The following is a 16,599-nucleotide window of genomic DNA, read 5'->3' as shown; positions in this document are numbered from 1 at the left end:
CCTTTAATCAGGCTACTTATTTGCGATAATTTTTAAACGATGAATGACGCTCGGAAACCCAAATCAGAAGATACAAGTGACCTTGGTGGATATAAATTCAGAAGATATACCCCTCCTAACGACATGTTGTTCCATTTTCCACCACGAAACGCAATACGTGATCCGTAATTCCTTGCTTCTAAAGCGTCACCGCCATGAGACCCCGCTGTAGGAGCAATAGCTAAATATTTGAGTAAATCAGGAACAGTATATCCGCTCTTTGACCCCATAGTTTCAAATGTCAATGTATTATAGGCATATTGAACATCACTATCTCCCAAAGTAGACATTGGATTCAATCTTTCGTTTGAAAATTGCATGGTTCCTGGTGCTTTCGATGCTGATGTATCTGCATTTCCTGGCAAGGTATTATCGATAAATACACCTGTATCGACCCACGCTGCCATGCTATTCGGATCCGTTCCAAAATCATTGTCTTTGTGAACCCAAATCTTGCCGTTGATTAATCGTAGTCCATCAACAAACTCATGAATATTTCCATTTAAGTCGTAGATACCAGCAGTAGTATTATCATGTGACCAAGAAATCGGTCCAGTTCCAGTCAGTACTTTATCTGGTGTTGAGGGAGTGATAAGTCGTGCTGTTTCATGAGGTGCTGTAACATCTTTTCCATAATTATTATTTCCTCGTGGCATTGATCCGTTTTTCTTACACCAAAGTGCGATAGCCGCCCATTCGGAATTCGTCATTAAATGCCATCCTGTTCCCTTTGCTTTACATGCTGTAGAGGCAGCATCAATGGTCAAGTTAGTAGCTGGGTTCATCCCCGGAAGACTGTAGGCACGCCCATCATGAATGACGTTCTGATACTTCGAAATCCAGATCCCGTCCTTGACGACACCATTGACGATGAACGCTGGGTGTGGGGATGCTGGTGCGCCATCGATAACGTCTGCTAAATTGAAACGCGGAATGAACACCATGATGGATGGATTGCCTTTGTCGTCATACATGACGGTATTACGACCGCCGGACGCGGCTTCTACGGCTTGACGATACGTGTCTTTTACTGAGAGTACGAATGGCATTATTCTACGACCTCCACGACTTCATTTTGTGATGCTTCTTGCTCGGCACGCTTTCGCTCGACATACACTTGCGGAAGTGGCCACAAATTCAGGATGACCTTTTGCATATCGAGTGGGAGATCGACGACTTCCCCACCCTCGTCCGTCTCGATGTATTCCTGTTGACGTGCTGGTACGATAATCGTCGCAACATACCAGGCACCTAGTCCTTCACGCATCGTCTCGAGACTATTGTCGAGACAAACGTCAATCGTCCGATCAATGTCTCCTTGACGGGATGCTAAGTCGATTTCAACTTGATCCTCGAAACGTAAGACACCGTTCCGGAGCGAAAAGGCAACCGTTTCGCCGGCTGCCACTTTTTGAATAATCATTGTTTGTTCCTCCGATCGCTTATGAGATTTGTGGGTTGAGCAGGGTCCAAGTGAACGAGATGGATCGTGACGTGCTGGTCGACATGACCTTGAACCCATTCTGCGTCTTCTCGATGACGCTCAACGTCCCAGCGTCTGCTGGATCGTTCGGTGTCACGATGACTTCATAGTCCGGCGCATTGGCTTGCGGGAACCCGGTCAGGGCAATCATGACGAACGGATCCGCGGAACGGTAGTATCCGTTATCCGTCGTCGCGTTCGTGATCGTCGCTTTCCCTTGCAAGAACTTTTGTTTCTTCAACTTTTGTAATTCGAATTCGTTTGACGATGCGATTTGTGCAGCGAGCATGGCGAGTAAACCGATGTCATAATGACCGATCAAGACGCCCGCTTCTAAGTTATTCATGTTTTCTTCGTCAATCGGCGTTCCTTGTACGAGGACGGAGCCATTCTGATCATCAAGTACCCGGTCTTCCCATTCGGTTGGCTCGTAAAGACGACTGCGATGTAATTGCGACATGATTTATGTCACCTCCAATTTGAATTTGAACTCGAACAATCGGCCTTTGAGGGCATCATGTTGCACGTTCGGGTTGATTTGGGCGTAGACTTGTCCGGCTGCATTGAACAACCGGACGCGTGATACGAGTCCGATGGGTGATCGTGTCGTCAGATAGACGTGTTTGATTACCGTATCACCAGAGACGATCGACCGACGAACCTTCGCCGGATACGTCGTCGCGCCGATCGTGAAATCAGCTGATACACAGTTAGCGTCCAACGTATTCGCAAGATCGCTGACTGCAATCGGTTGAAGGATGCTCATCCGTTTTCTCCTTTCGTTGTATACGTGACGCCTGAGAACGGCAACGTGGACGAGCCACCTTGATACGTGCTTTGCGTCCGGTTCAAGGCGTCTTCCTGCACGCCGTCGTTATTCGATCGATAGGATGTCTTGGGTGGGCTCGCCGTCCCCGCTTGCTGGACGGATTGCCATTCCATCTCTTCCTGCGTTGCCGTGCCAGTGAATCCATTCAGAAGCTCATTCGCGACCTGCGGCACAGATGCTGTACCCGCAGCAGTCTCTTCCACGACGAACAACGTCGTATCGTTTTTCCGACCGACGTTAATCTGATTCTCTTTTTCACCTGAGAAGATGCTTCCGCTGATTCGGATTGCACCGGTACCGTTTTTGAACGAACTGACGGCACGTGACAAAACCAGCGTCGAACGTCCTGGCATTTGAATCCCACAACGTACCGCGATGACCGGGTGGATGTGAATCTTCCTATCCTTATAGATGACGCGGTAATAGATACCTTCGCCCCGCTTAAACCAGATCGCTTCGAGACGCGAACTGAAGCGTTTATTCGCGTTGACGGCACGGAAGACGACGGGTAAGTCTTTTTCACTTCGTAATGGTCCATCAATCTCAATCTTGAAAAAATGCGGTTCACCGTCGTAATCAAACCATTCGACGACTTGAGCCCGATCTAACAGAATCGAGACGACTTCTTCGATGGCAGCAACCGTTCCTTTGCGCTGGTGAATTCGCCATGAATTCCGGATCAATTGACGTTTCTGATTCGGCGAGAGTGCTTCATCATAATAATCGACGTGATTTTCTTTTGCGACGATGTCTAACAAGCGTTCAGCGAGCGGCATCCGTGGATCAAGAATCGACGTTTCGGTGAATACCTGTTTTAGCATCAACGTGATAGCTTCCGCGAGCGCGCGGTTTTCCACGTTGTTCTTGATCGATGCCGGCAGAATGTCATTGAGGGAGAAGTCCTGTAAATCAATCACTGACAAACCCTCCAAACGTGACATTGATCGTGCGCTCGAACGCGACTTGATGTTTTCCGAGAGAAATGAATTGGTTTGGTTCGACGATGACACGTTTCGCACCCGCCTGCTGAATGCGCGAGTACAATTCACCGGGGTCAATACCGCGTCCCATCTTCGAACGTTGCCAGAGATGGTAATCCTGAATCGCATCCGTCACTTGTTGTTGGTAATACGACTGCAACGAACGTGCGCTCTCTGGCAAGTAATACGACACGGTCAAATCGTATCGGACGCGTTCCGCAGCGGCGACCGTAACAAAGTCCGTCAGGGGTCGAATCGATTTATCGTTGCAGGTTTCACTCACCTTTTGTAAGACTTCGGGTGACGGGAGTGCACCTTGTTCCATCAAGACGTACAAGACGACCCGTCCGGGTGAAGTCGTGACTGGTGCGACGTCGATGATGCCTTGATGAGCGGACTTCGCATGATAGACATAGGCAAGTTCCGGACCAGCTGTCGAATAGCCTTCCGGCGACAACCAGATGCGTTCGGCGTAAGGATCATCCTCTTCGCGATCCGTTCCACCAAAACTTTCCGTCACGTTAGTCACAGCTGCCACATACGGAACCGGTTCGATGAGCTGGTTGATTTGTCCTGGCAGATACCCGTTGCCGCCGACGCCACTCTCGACGCATCGTCCGACGATATTGATTTGACCAATATTCGCTGGAACGAGCGTGTCCGACTTGATTTCGAATCTTGTCTCACCGGCACCGATCAAGAAGCCTTGGAAGATCGTGAACGGCACCGTGTTCGTCACATCGAACCGGAATGTCGCTTCTGCCGGCTGGGCTTCAAGGCGCGGTACTTCCCGTTCCACACCGATATGGTCCAGATAATCATCCTGAGCATAAGTCAGACGGGTCTGTTTGCCTGTGAAGTCGATGTTATTCGCAAGCATCGATGCGACGAAGGCGACCGATTGCAATAACTTCCGCCTCGGGTCCGCTTCGTTCAGTGTCGTCCCGATCAACCCTTCGAACGTCGAGACACCTAAGTTCTCTAATTCTTCAACATCACTCGAGATATATTCGATCTCGGGTAAGTTAAATCTCGCTGTCATTTATAATCACCACCTTCACCGTCGCGGATAGCCTGCCTTCTAGCGGCTGGTCTTCAATCAACACGTCAACCACATCGACTTCCGGGATTGATCGTTCTATTTTTTCGATGATCTGTGCCGACAAGGATGCCCGTGCATACGACGTCGGATCATCAATCGGTGGATCCAGTCCGAATTCGCGGTGCAAGGGACAAGAGTCGACCAACGTGGATAAAAGGAACGAGATACTTTGCAACGTCGCGAAGGTGCCGGTTGCGCCATAGTCAATCGCTCCATCCACGGAGGACGATACGCTGTATGTGTCCATGCCTTCCCTCCTTCGAATCAAGTTTTTTTGAAGTTCGTATACGTCGAGACGGCCGAGACATACTGTCCGTTCCCGAGGTAATACCATTTGATGCCACTACCCGAGACGATTTTGTAGACCTTGAATGAGTATCCTTTCCGCAAGACACGGACGATGCGTGCATTCAAGTTCGGACTGACCCGGCAGTTCAACATCCCGACCTTGACCGTCGCCGTACCAGTCGTCGTTTTCTTGGTCGGTTTTTTCGCAGGTGACTTCTTCTTCGGTTTCTTCCGGATCGGCTTGTTCTTCGGATATTCCTTCAGCGTCAACGTCGCTTCGATCGTATGCGAAACACCTTTGTTGTCGATGTTCCGATGCGTCTCCTGGATGTCCTCCAAGTAAAAGTAACCGCTCGTGACCGGCTTGCTACCGATGATCAGCGAGGAATACTTCCCGGCATCCCGAAAAGCACGCAAGGTCTTCATCGTCGATTCCGGATTGACGCCGTGCGATCCTTTGAGCAATACCTTGAAGCTGACACTCTCTTGACCGGCTCCGACGAATTCAGGGAGCGGTTTCTGCAGATTGATGTCGTGTACCGCCCACCTCGCACTACTGGAACGCGATAGGTCGTCGAAGGTCAATGCCTTCTTGGAAGAGACCTCGAATACGACACCGGCAAAACTTCCAATCTGCATTCGGATTCCTCCTTCTTACTCATGTCGTGACAAATGCATCCGCCTTGATCGTGCCGTTGACGATCAGTTCGCCGGCAGGATGTAGGTTGATCGTCATCTTCTTCGTTTTCTCATCATATTCGATGTACGAGCCATCCTTGAATTGCAGGTGGCGCTTCGTCTTCACGTTCGTCGGTGGGATGTCCTCATCATTGTAGGCACTCCCGAGCACGTATCCTCTCTTGGACGTCCCTTCTAAGAAGGCGCACAAGACGAGTTCTCCAATGTCCGGGTACCAGATGTCTTTATCCTTTTGAACCCCGCGGACGAGCATCGATAGTTCACGCGACACGATATCGTCAGACCCTTTGTCTTCGAATTTGACGCGGACCGTCGCACGATCCGGATAGATGGCCGTGACATAGCCGTGATCCAATAGACGCATCAATATCCCTCCAAGCATTTACGTAATTCGAGTGAGGTATCCGTTCCCTTGCTGACGCTTGCCGACATCGACGTGACGAGGTAACGTCCATCGAACGATCCGAATTCTTTCAGCGTCACGACTTGACCCGCGAACACATTCAGGAATCCCGCAAGTACGACCGAGAAGGTCATGACATCCTTGTTGGCTTCACGTAGTTTCTTTTGTGCGAGCGTCGCCGCTGCCGCTGATGATTTTACTTCTTCGTTGACGTACAAGACGCGCGATGTCGCGGGAGCCTTCGACGGTGTGAACACATAACGATGGGTCTTCTTCTTTTTCGGGTCCGTATACTTGACCGAGCAGGAACGGTACATCGTCGTCAAGGCGTCCTTGCCCCCATACGATTTCAGTGCTTTATCCTTGCGTGAGATGGTCATGACGCTCGTTCCCTTTTCCAAGCGTTCCTCGTCCAAGATAATGATCTTCTTGTTCGCGACCTTCAAGGACAACCCGGCATCTCCGCACAACTTCATCAGAAATGCCAAATCGGTTTGTCCTTCCTGGTCGATCCGATCATAGGACGGATTTTCGTCTGCTGAGAAATAGAGCGTTATGCCGTTCGCTTTCGCGATGGCTCCCGCCACTGATTTCAGACTACTCTTCTCCCAGGCACGGGATTTACCCGATTTCCGTAACGAAGAGCTTTCAGGTACGGACAACCCACGGACGGTCGACGTCATCGGTGGTCCGTTGATGCCGAGCTCGTCAATCTCGAAGATACCGAGGAAACGGGACTTCGCTTTCGGGTCGTCCCAACCTGTCGAGACAAGCAAGGACGCCTTCAAGACCGAACCCTTTTTCGGACGCCATTGATTATTCCAGCGTCCTTCGCGGTCGCTGAGCGTCAAGCTGAGACTATCGGACTCACCTGACAGGTTGTCGCGGAACGACAACGTTTCGATGAAGTCCTCGATCTCTGTCGTGACGTTGACATTGTCATAGATGACATCCGGTCGAATCCGTCTACCGACACCACTCATCCGTAGGCACCTCCCAAGAGCGGAAGCTCCGTCATCTCAGCGTCGCCATCCCCTTCGAGCCATTCCGGTTCATCCGTGTAGACCATTTCTTGCGGTGGTTCCGGGATCTGTAACGATACTCCTGCTGAAAAGATGAGCGTCAGGCGATGCTGCGGATTACTCGCTACGATCTCCGGGAACAAATATTCACTTCCAAGTTCGCGTAGGGCAATCCGATCAAACGTATCGCCCGATAGCGTGACATAGGTTTTCATCCCTGCACCTCCTTATGCAAACCGTGTCCGGTTGCGATCTGCTTCATGTTGCCGTAACCAGCGCATGAACTTCGCTTCTAAATCTGCTTCCTTCTCCTCGTCGATCCGTCTGAGCATTGCTTCATCGACATTACCTTTGATGTGGTAGACAGGCGAATAGACAAATTGGGCGCTCGCTGTCCCATTCGAGGTTTGAGCGGCGTCCGATGTGAACAAGTTCCGAAGTGGATTGGCAGCTTGTTCTTTTTTCATGCCAAGTCGGGAGCCGATCGTCGACAATAGATGCGCTGCACGTCCTCGCTTACTTGGAGACAACGGAATGATGGCTTCCGGACCGGCTTCGCCGACAAGCCCCATGTGCGGACGATTGATGATGCCGCCGTTCTTATACGGCAAGTAAGCTCCACCACGCATCATACTCCGGATACCCGGGTGATTCATGATGCCACCGTAGCGACCGTCCATGTAGCGGATTGCCGCGAGCGCGGAATCAAGCGGGTTTCTCCGGTTGTTATGCCCCGGGTACTTCCAGCGTTGGAACGTCGAGTTGATGATCTGGAAGAGTCCGACGGACGGATCACCACGTTGGGCGTTGATGTCCCAATCATTAATCGCGTTCGGATTGAATCCGGATTCCTTTTGCGCGATCGTCATCATCGGTCCAAGCAGACTGAGCGGTTTGCTCGTCATCATCAACGCTTGTGAGATGGCTTTCTTCGCCATTTCGGCACCTTGTCCGTTGAACTTTGCACCGAGACTGGATCCGGACATGTCCGGTAACTTCCCTTTGAGATACGTCGTCGCATGCTTTTTGATCATCGAAAAGGCACCACTAGCGATGGAATGCAGGTTTTTCGGTAAATCGGGTATCCCGACGCCGAAGACTTCTAACGCCTTTGACAGCAACTTCGATGGATTCGAAACGTAATCGTAGACATCAAACGCAATGTCCTTCGCTTTTCCAGCCTTGTCCATCGCGTAATCTTTTGCGGTCGTCGCCTTATCCTTGACGTAGCTACCCGCTGTTTTTAACGCATCCGTTACCGTGCCGTTTTTATAGGTCGGTATGTTGTACCGCTCCATCAACATCCGTGTATCGCGAGCGTTGATGACTTGCGTTCCCTTTGGAAGGTTCATCAACGTATCGCGCGCTGGACTCATCCCGACGAAACCGCTCGGTGTACGGTACAACTCAGGACCGGCATTCGTACCTCGTCCGTCACCAAGGATGGCTGGACCACCCGGGTGCCCTTTCGTTCCTCGAGCATATTGCGGAACTGGCCATTGTTCGAGCGTGATATCCACACCGACTTTTCCAAGTGCCCAGTTCAAACCTTTGATGACACCATTGACTACTTTTCCAATTCCTTTTAGCAATTTGTTACCGAGTGATGTGATACCAGATTGTGCTTTACTTGCCATGTTTCGAATTCCTTCACCCATTTTGCCAGGCAAGGCACGTGCTCCAGAGACGATGTCATCAAAAATCTTTTTGACACCACTCCACATCGATTTAGCAATCGCGACCGCGGAATCTTTCGCGCTACGGAATCCACTGGCGATCTTCGAACCCATATTCGTCACAAAATTTTGCGCTGACGTTACACCTGAAGAAAAGGCGGATTTAATAGCGGACCATAGATTTGATATGATCGTCGTCGCGTTTGATTTCAGATCGCTAAAAATTCGAAGTGCTTTTGAAACTAGACCAGAAGCATAGCCATAGGCTGCGTTCGCGCCTGACAAAAAGTACGACTTTATCGAGCTCCAAAGTTGCATGATTGTATTAACTGCATTGGATTTCAAGTTGCGGAAAATCTGCAACGCTTTCGTAACAAGACCCGCTGCGTAACCATAAGCTGTACTTGCTCCGGACAAAAAGAAAGATTTCACTGAATTCCAAAGTTGTAAAACGATACCGACAATACTTGATCGGGCATTTTGGAATCGCGTGATCGTCTTGACGAACATGCTAAGCACGAAATTATACGCACCAGTCGCACCCGCGGAGAAGAACGACTTGATTCCTGACCACATGCCGGAAATCTGCGAAACTGCACCCGTTTTCAAACGAACCAACGCTTGCCCGATTTTCGAGCCCCATCCGCTCATCAACAGAAACGCATCATCTATTCCGCGAGTGAACCATGCCTTGATCGAGACCCACAACGCCTTGATGCTGGTGACCATGCCGAGACCCATTGCCTTGACGCCACCAATGATTCGTCCGAGAAACATCAAGTTCACATAGTTCCAAACAAATTGGATTGCTCCGAAGAAGAGTTGCTTAACACCTTGCCACATTTTCGAAAAGTCACCCGTGAACAATCCAGCAAAAATCCGCACGATTCCCATGATCATGTTAATCGCACCCTGGATGACGCCCTGCACGTTTTTCCAAATCGACATCAAAATCGGGACGATAACCGGTGCCAAAAACTGAATGATTTTTGAAATTCCGGAAAACACATTCTGAACCGCTTGGACGATTTGCGCACCATCCGTCGCCCAGAACGACAAAATTTGGCGTGCGACACTCATGATGAACGTTCCGATTTGGACAAAAATCGGCTTCAAAACCGACAAAATCGTCCGGACAACGCCGATGATTCCGCCAATGACCGCGCCGACCGTTTTAAGCACGTTCGATACGGCCGAGACAATCATCGAACCGTTATTTTGCCAAAAGGCATACAGCGTCATGAAGGCTTGCGTCGCGACCGATGCAATGCCTCGGAACGCACTCAACGCTTGCGCACCCAGTGCGCGGAACGTCGGAGCAATGTTTTGGAGGACGCTCGTCACGCGAGAGCGCAAAGAATCGAACTGCCCGGTCGATCCCGTGACCATTTCTTGGATGACTTGCGCAAAACTCTTGATGGCAATCCCGGCATTCAACGCCTTACTGATTAGCCCGGTCAGGGCATCGAGTCCGGTCAAGACTGCTGGACCGAGTGGCGCGACCTGTTTGATGACACCACCTAAAATACCGCCTAGATTCCCGAGTAGACTCAGGAACGTCGGCGTGTTCTGTTTCGCGTATTCGATGAACGTCTTGAATCCTTCCGACTTCGATAGACTCGCTGCCCATTGTGAGAAGCCTCGTGCCGCTCCGACCATTCCGCTTTCGACGGATGCCGTGATCGGCGTAAAGGCTTGCAACAGACTGAACAACCCTTGTGTCGTATGACCGATCGTCTTCATAAACGCGACGAGTGAACCTGCCGCACTTTCCGAAATCCAGTTGAAGATGTTCTTCATGTCCTTCGAACCGAGGTTGGTCTGCATGTCCTTCAGCAATCCGTTCACCGCGCCACTGACGTTATGAATCGTCGGTTTCATCAGTTCAAGTCCTTGCTTCGCGATCGAGAGTGACGTCGCAAAGCCTTTGAAGATCGGCTCCTCGAAGCTCGTGACGAATCCTTTCCAGTACTTCTTGAAACTCTGCAGGTTCTTCAGTGCGCCTTGTTGCGCTTTGCTCATGTCTGCATAGACGGCTGCCAGTTCTTGCTGGGCTTTCTTCCGCTCTTCCGCTGTATCGGCACTGGCGATCTTGTCTTCTGCTTTTTTCACTTCGTCTGCTGCATCGAATACTTTACGGAGCGCAGCTGTCGCGACGAGACCGTACGCAGCGGCACCAGCTCCTGCTGCCGCAAACGATGCTCCGACAGCACCGACACCTGCGACGACTGGGGCGGTCATCGCGGTGACGCCACCTAAGGCGTTCGTGATCGCTGAAACGGCACTGACGGCTTTCAACGTCGTAGTGGACATCTTAGCCATCTTGTCCCGCGCGTCCTCCGTCTTTTCTTCTAAGCGTGAGATCTGACGTTGCGCAGAGCTGAAAGCGGCGCGCATCGAGGAATTGACCTGCCCTGCTAAGTGGAACGCAATCTCATATACCCGTGGACTAGCCATCCTTGCTCACCTCTTTCATGTCTGTCACGAAGTCACTCAGCTCATGCAAACGTAACTTCAAAAAATACTCGACACTCGTATGCAAGGCAGAAGAAAGACGGATGCATACTTTACGTACGATCCGTCCGGTCACCTTGATATAGTGTCGATAGTTCTGTGTTTCAATGATGCCTAGGCGTTCAAAAAAGTGATCACCGTATTCTTGACGATGATGGCTTCTTTTGCCGGCAGTTTGTCGAAAAACTGTGTTGGTTGCTTCAATACGTTCGCGGCGATGGCAAACGCATATCCCATCGACAGTTCCGGAATTGGTGACATGTTGCCGCCGGCAGAATAAACGCGATCCGCTTCCAATAGATCCTCTCCTGTCAGGTCTTCGATACCCGATAAGTCGATCGATGCGTACGTATTCCCTTCGAAGACGTATGGCTTTTTGAAGACGATGACGCCTTCCTTCTTTTCGATTGGCTCCTGTGTTGCATCGACTGGTGTTTCTAACGTAGTAGTATCTTTCATCGCAAATCATTCTCCTCTGTCTGGTTAGTTTTTAGATCAGTTTTTTCATGCCGCCGAGCTGGTCTTCTCCATTAAGCTTGTAGACGAAGTTGATTTTATCGAGCTCGAGCAGGACTTTACCGTTCAGCTCGATTTTCATGTAGATGACTTCAAGGACGCTCGTCGTCTCCGTTTGGACGTTGACACCGATTTTCCCGGGGTTCAATCCCTTCGGTTGCCCTTTGAGTGTGATTTTCAGACCACGGAAAGAAACGACGCCCGATGCGAGATCATAACTCTGTTGCGCTGCACGCAGGACGATCGAGCGGTTCTTGTTTCGTTGCAGGTCGAATGATTTATCAAGCAATGCCCGGAACTGCAGTTCGATGGACATCGGACCGAAGTGTCCGATAGAGACGCTGTCATACTCCCCGAGAATCCCCGCTCCGGAGACGGTCTCCGTGAGCGGTTCGAGGTTCGGTAACGTGACTTCGCCTGTGACGGCGACGAGTTTGTTCGTGTCATCATAGACGTTATAGTTGACGATTTTTTCAGGGATTGGATTACTCATTATTGCCCTCCTCCAAATAATGCGTTAGTTAAGATCGTCGGATCGAACTCCAAGATGTTCGTGATTTGTTCCGCTGGTGGGAACGCCGCGAACCGTTGGATGAAGACGATCTTGCCGTTTAGGATGTTCGTGACCGGGTTGAGCTCTTCGCGGAACTCCATGACCGCACCGGCAATCTGACCACGAGCGACATAGCCGTTCGCGCGGACGTTCTCACTGTCGACGATTGATTCGATGAGACGGAAGTTCGTCGGGTCATCGACTTTCTGGAAGTACGTCAGGATGAATGTGTTGCCCCACCAGTTGAACATGCGGCGGATGGCGATGAAGCGGTCTTTCGGGTCGGTCGTGTTCGGGTACGCCGCGGTATTGTTCCCCCACGTCTTCCAGCCGTTCCAGTTCAATGCCGTGACGATGCCGCTGCCGTTGAGATGGTTCGCTTCGAGTTGATCGAGGTAGACTTCGACGCCATCTTTTCGGACTGCAGCTGTGATCGGGAACCGCTCGTTCGATGGAGATTCGAATGGAACTGAATCGTTCCGGGCATCGATCGATGCGATCGTCGCTGCGTAAACGCTCGAGAAATGCAATTGTCGGTCACCAATCTTGACCATTGGCCAACAAGCGATCGTATACTCACTCGTATAACCGTTCGTCTCTTTCCACGCTGACACGTCTTCATACGACTTGACCGTATCGCTGTTCAAGTCACAGATTGCCATCGCCTTGAACGTTCCATTGATGCTCTTCGCTTTCGCGTCGAGGATGATGCCGACTTCCGGGATGTGACTCCAACCCGGTGCGAGGATTAGTCCTGGCAATACGTTGAACATCGGATAGACGGAACGAATCAACTCCGCCCCTTTGTATTTCTTCGTGATGGCGTCATATCCACCGATGATGTCAGTTTTTGTGACGAGTGACGGATCCAGTTTATCGAACGCAAGCGTCAAGGTAGCATTCGCCGGGACGACCGTACTGAGGAGTGTCACCGCTGGTTTGCCGTCTTTATTGAAGGCGATGATGTAATCGACGTTCTTAACAAGCGTCGTCGTGTTCTGTTTGACGACAATCGAACTCAATAGGACACCCTCGACGTCAACGACACCTTTTCCACCGACGAGCGTCAATGGATGCGACGGGACATTGACTTTATGGACGGCTGGGTCCAAGACGTTGATGAAAACGACGGGAGCAACAGAGACGACCTGGAATGAAGCATAGATCGCTTCACATAACGTGAATGCGCTGAAGTTGTCGCTGTACCCGAGTTTATCGACCGCCGCACTCCGCGTGTACGCGAGAATCGGCTTGTTGACCGCTGCCGTCGGATCCGCTGTCAGGTGGATTGGCGCTGTTCCGATGACGACTTGGATGCTCGAATCCGCTGTGATCGGTGGTGTGACGGACGTCGGGTTTTCCAGTAGGTTAATTCCGTGTTCGTAAGGCATTATTGTTCACTCCCTGCGTATGCTGAAATGGCTTGCGATAAGATAGCTTCTTTCGAGCCCATCTCTTTTGCGGATTGCTCTGATGCCGCTAGTTGGTCGACCGGAATCAAGAGACCGCGGATCTCCGGACATTTCGCAATATGTTCTTCGACATGTAGGGGTAGTCCGTTTTGGAAGACGGAGTACTTTTGAAGCGTCTTCAAGCTTGGGCCGACATAAATCAACGTGACCCCTTGTTCACGCACTTCCGGTACATCCACTGGTGCGACGTCGACTTGCTCGACATCGACTTGTTTGTCTTTTCGTGTGCTCATAAGAGAGATTCCACATCCGTTCTCGTGTGATTTGGTGTTGCAAAGTCTAATTCGAGGACACCGATGAAATACGGGTCGGTATCTTCTTCGTTGATTCGCCATTTTAAGGGAAGTTCCAGTTCGTATTTCCCGTCGATGACTGGGGAATTCGTCAAGTCTTCCTCGATGTCGTTCATGATTCGGACGAGATCGATGTATCCGTCGTTGCTCGAGATGCCTGAGGTATCAAACGCATCGAACGTCCCGACGATCAAACCGATTTTCGACATCGGTTGGACCTGTTCCGTCTGCCCACTCCCTTCAATCATCTTGACGATGATGAACGGGAACGGTGAATCTTCCTCACTCGTCTTCTCCGGAAGGCGTTGCTTGTGAATCGTGACGGGCGCCGCCTCTCCGCTCGGTGTCGGAAAGAGGTTGTCAGCGAACAATAGCCGTAACCGGTCTTCGAGGGTCTTTTGTAAACCAATCGGAATCATTCTTGTAACCCCCTACTCAAGATGCGGTCGATTTCATGATCCAACCGGCGATAGAAGGTATTGCGTCCTTCGATGTTGATTTGTCTCCGGTTGACGTCATTATCGAGCATCTGTGGCACCGACGGACCGAACAACCGATCAATCGGTAACCGGCGGTCCGTTTGCCGCTTGAAGACCTTGATGCCATGAACATCAGCAACGAAGGCGCCTTTCAGTTTCTTGGCACCCGTCTTCTTGACGGCTGCCTTAATCGGTGTCTTTCGGTTCGGTGACACTTTCCTCGGGGATACCTTGAACCGGTCGAGTGGAATCAGATTGCCGCGACTGACGACGATGGCATCGATGTTGGCACGTGTCGCACGTGTTTTCGAAATCGTCTTCTTGATGTCCGTCGCCTTGATGTGATAGCTCTTCCGCGTTTCCTTGCTGATGTTCGTCGCGACGTTCGTCATGGCACGGTTCAAGGCAGAGGCGACGACTTGCGGGGCTTTCTTCTCGAAGGCACCTAGTCGCCGCTTCACCTCATCCGTGACGGACTCGTTGACGTTGATGGTCGGTCTCATGACATCATCCCTTCAAGTACGATCGTGTAGACACCAGCGGACTCTCTCAATTCCATGATGGAGTAGCTGACGTTCTTGATGAGCAACCGCTGCCCTCGGAACGGACGTTTCGTAAACAAGGCGCTTGGCGCATAAAAAAGGAGCTCACCACGTGTAAGCCCCTCGCCATCTGCTTTGAAGTTGTATTTTTCTAGTGCATATTCATCAAACACGACCGGGAGGGTATCGACACCGATGATCACTTCGTCTGCGAATTCCTCCACGTTGAAAAAGGTCCCGAATAAATCCGCTGTGATCTGTTCCTTGAACATACTCATGACATGACCTTACTCGTCTTCAAGCATCGCAAGAAACGCATCCGCTTTTCCTTCTTCGATGATCTTTTTGATGGCTGCTTTTTTCGACGTCACCTTGTCTAAGTCGACCTCGTGAAGAAGGGCATCCGTCTTTAGTTCTTCGAGCGTCCAGTTCGCGTCGAGTTCTTTCACGAGTGCTTCTTCGTCCACCGGAGAGGCAGATGATTTGCCCGGATTACTTGCACCGTCGTCCGCTTCGGATTCGTTCGGTAGACCGACGACGAACGCAAGTCCACCTGAGACGAGCACTTCCGTCTCCTCTTTCGAGAAGCCATCGACGACTGCGTTAACTGGATATCGTTTCCCTTGGAAGCGAACACCTGTCGTGAATTTAAGTTTCGTCATGCTTACACCACCTTCGCTGAGAACCACGCATCGATGTCGTTCGGCTTCGGAATCGGGCGACTCGACAAGCGCATCATGACCGCTTCCGCATTTTCATCTGCCCACATTTTCGGGACGCGTGATCCTTCGTATGTCTTGAACGTTTTGTCTTCGAGTTGGGTGACCGCTCCATAGACGAACGTACCGAGGTTCGGTGTTCCGAGCAGAACGTGATCTTGTGGAACGAATGGCTTCATTACGCCTAATTCATCTTTGTACCACGCATCGTACGTGTACAGGTCGAGACCGAACTCAGCGAGACGACCAATGAACGTCGTACCATCCGCTTGGACACTCGGCTTCAGTTCGCCGAAGTTCATGTTCCGGATGTCGAGGAGCTTCCGCATGTTTTCATCGTTGCGAAGCTTTTGCATCGCTGTACGACCGAGAACCATTACCGTCGGAGCGACACCCGTCTTTTGGATGAGGTCTAGACGCCATTCTTCGATTTGCGCGTAGATGTCGCCACCTGCGCCCCACTGTTCTGCACCGACGAGCTCTTCCTTGTTCGTGAACGAGTAGTCGAGCATCTGTTCGACGAAGCGTTTGTCATCCGAGTCCGTGTATCCTTTGAGGATGGCTTTTCCGTAGAAGAGGATTTGTGCAGCCATCCATTCTTCCCGGCGGCTGATCATCTCATCGAATTCTTGCATGTCCTTCGCGACGATCTCCGATTGACGTTGCGCGGGTGTCTTCGTGCTGATGACGTTCTCTCCGTATCCGCGAGACGAGATGTCATCAATCGTCACCGGACGTTGTGGCGCGATACGTGGTGCTTTGTATTTATCTGTCCGGAATCCTTCACGTTCAATCGTGACTCCACCGACGCGTGGCGCGACGAATGGTGCCATCTTCTGTGATCCTTTTTTAACATCGAGCAATACTTCCTCCGTGACGAATGTCTCGACACCTGGGAAGAACGTGTCTTTCAAGAATGAACGCACGGGTGGCATTTGTTCTGCTGCTTTCAGCAACGTGAGCGTTTTGTACAACGGCATGTTAGTTCCT

21 protein-coding genes are annotated in these 16,599 nt (G+C 51.0%); all 21 read right to left on the bottom strand.

Annotated features, from left to right (window positions below; all coding sequences use genetic code 11):
* Positions 1-32: 32 nt before the first annotated feature.
* Entirely contained in the window at positions 33-1,088 is a 1,056-nt protein-coding gene (locus tag HZS85_RS10550) for a hypothetical protein (RefSeq protein ID WP_214855746.1), read from the bottom strand.
* Positions 1,088-1,462, bottom strand: coding sequence for an AAA family ATPase (locus HZS85_RS10545; protein ID WP_214855743.1), 375 nt, complete (start codon positions 1,460-1,462; stop codon positions 1,088-1,090). The genes HZS85_RS10550 and HZS85_RS10545 overlap by 1 nt, the downstream gene beginning before the upstream one ends.
* 19 nt (positions 1,463-1,481) lie before the next feature.
* On the bottom strand, positions 1,482-1,982 hold the full coding sequence (locus HZS85_RS10540) for a type 1 periplasmic-binding domain-containing protein (protein ID WP_214855740.1): 501 nt from the start codon (positions 1,980-1,982) through the stop codon (positions 1,482-1,484).
* Positions 1,983-1,985: 3 nt separating this feature from the next.
* Positions 1,986-2,288, bottom strand: coding sequence for a hemolysin (locus HZS85_RS10535; protein WP_214855737.1), 303 nt, complete (start codon positions 2,286-2,288; stop codon positions 1,986-1,988).
* Positions 2,285-3,268, bottom strand: coding sequence for a phage tail protein I (locus tag HZS85_RS10530; RefSeq protein ID WP_214855734.1), 984 nt, complete (start codon positions 3,266-3,268; stop codon positions 2,285-2,287). The genes HZS85_RS10535 and HZS85_RS10530 overlap by 4 nt, the downstream gene beginning before the upstream one ends.
* A complete protein-coding gene (locus HZS85_RS10525) occupies positions 3,261-4,373 on the bottom strand; it encodes a baseplate assembly protein (protein WP_214855731.1) in 1,113 nt (370 codons plus the stop codon). The genes HZS85_RS10530 and HZS85_RS10525 overlap by 8 nt, the downstream gene beginning before the upstream one ends.
* Complete coding sequence (locus HZS85_RS10520) at positions 4,357-4,680, bottom strand: GPW/gp25 family protein (RefSeq protein WP_214855728.1); 324 nt, start codon at positions 4,678-4,680, stop codon at positions 4,357-4,359. The genes HZS85_RS10525 and HZS85_RS10520 overlap by 17 nt, the downstream gene beginning before the upstream one ends.
* Before the next feature lie 17 nt (positions 4,681-4,697).
* Positions 4,698-5,360, bottom strand: coding sequence for a phage tail protein (locus HZS85_RS10515; RefSeq protein WP_214855724.1), 663 nt, complete (start codon positions 5,358-5,360; stop codon positions 4,698-4,700).
* 19 nt (positions 5,361-5,379) lie between these two features.
* Positions 5,380-5,784 (bottom strand): phage baseplate assembly protein V, encoded by a 405-nt coding sequence (locus tag HZS85_RS10510; RefSeq protein ID WP_214855721.1) that lies wholly within the window; start codon positions 5,782-5,784, stop codon positions 5,380-5,382.
* A complete protein-coding gene (locus HZS85_RS10505; protein WP_214855718.1) occupies positions 5,784-6,806 on the bottom strand; it encodes a phage late control D family protein in 1,023 nt (340 codons plus the stop codon). The genes HZS85_RS10510 and HZS85_RS10505 overlap by 1 nt, the downstream gene beginning before the upstream one ends.
* A complete protein-coding gene (locus HZS85_RS10500) occupies positions 6,803-7,060 on the bottom strand; it encodes a tail protein X (protein WP_214855715.1) in 258 nt (85 codons plus the stop codon). The genes HZS85_RS10505 and HZS85_RS10500 overlap by 4 nt, the downstream gene beginning before the upstream one ends.
* Before the next feature lie 12 nt (positions 7,061-7,072).
* Entirely contained in the window at positions 7,073-10,978 is a 3,906-nt protein-coding gene (locus HZS85_RS10495; RefSeq protein WP_214855713.1) for a transglycosylase SLT domain-containing protein, read from the bottom strand.
* Positions 10,979-11,149: 171 nt separating this feature from the next.
* Positions 11,150-11,494 carry a hypothetical protein gene (locus tag HZS85_RS10490; protein ID WP_214855711.1) on the bottom strand — a complete coding sequence of 115 codons (345 nt, stop codon included), beginning with the start codon at positions 11,492-11,494 and terminating at the stop codon, positions 11,150-11,152.
* 31 nt (positions 11,495-11,525) lie between these two features.
* Positions 11,526-12,044: a phage major tail tube protein gene (locus tag HZS85_RS10485; RefSeq protein ID WP_214855709.1), complete on the bottom strand. Its 519-nt coding sequence runs from the start codon at positions 12,042-12,044 to the stop codon at positions 11,526-11,528.
* A complete protein-coding gene (locus tag HZS85_RS10480; protein ID WP_214855707.1) occupies positions 12,044-13,495 on the bottom strand; it encodes a phage tail sheath family protein in 1,452 nt (483 codons plus the stop codon). Before HZS85_RS10480 ends, HZS85_RS10485 begins: the two co-directional genes overlap by 1 nt.
* Positions 13,495-13,809 carry a hypothetical protein gene (locus HZS85_RS10475; RefSeq protein ID WP_214855705.1) on the bottom strand — a complete coding sequence of 105 codons (315 nt, stop codon included), beginning with the start codon at positions 13,807-13,809 and terminating at the stop codon, positions 13,495-13,497. Before HZS85_RS10475 ends, HZS85_RS10480 begins: the two co-directional genes overlap by 1 nt.
* Positions 13,806-14,288, bottom strand: a complete 483-nt coding sequence (locus HZS85_RS10470; protein ID WP_214855703.1) for a hypothetical protein — start codon at positions 14,286-14,288, stop codon at positions 13,806-13,808. The genes HZS85_RS10475 and HZS85_RS10470 overlap by 4 nt, the downstream gene beginning before the upstream one ends.
* The gene (locus HZS85_RS10465; RefSeq protein WP_214855700.1) at positions 14,285-14,851 is read right to left on the bottom strand and encodes a phage tail protein; all 567 of its coding nucleotides are present in this window, start codon (positions 14,849-14,851) and stop codon (positions 14,285-14,287) included. The genes HZS85_RS10470 and HZS85_RS10465 overlap by 4 nt, the downstream gene beginning before the upstream one ends.
* Positions 14,848-15,168, bottom strand: coding sequence for a hypothetical protein (locus tag HZS85_RS10460; RefSeq protein WP_214855696.1), 321 nt, complete (start codon positions 15,166-15,168; stop codon positions 14,848-14,850). Before HZS85_RS10460 ends, HZS85_RS10465 begins: the two co-directional genes overlap by 4 nt.
* Positions 15,169-15,177: 9 nt before the next feature.
* The gene (locus tag HZS85_RS10455) at positions 15,178-15,552 is read right to left on the bottom strand and encodes a hypothetical protein (protein WP_214855693.1); all 375 of its coding nucleotides are present in this window, start codon (positions 15,550-15,552) and stop codon (positions 15,178-15,180) included.
* Positions 15,553-15,554: 2 nt separating this feature from the next.
* Positions 15,555-16,589, bottom strand: coding sequence for a major capsid protein (locus HZS85_RS10450; protein ID WP_214855691.1), 1,035 nt, complete (start codon positions 16,587-16,589; stop codon positions 15,555-15,557).
* Positions 16,590-16,599: the final 10 nt, after the last annotated feature.

Source organism: Exiguobacterium sp. s130 (assembly GCF_018619055.1).
Classification (GTDB): Bacteria; Bacillota; Bacilli; order Exiguobacteriales; family Exiguobacteriaceae; genus Exiguobacterium_A.
Note: the sequence above shows the minus strand (reverse complement) of the source record. Positions and strands in the feature narration are given on the sequence as shown.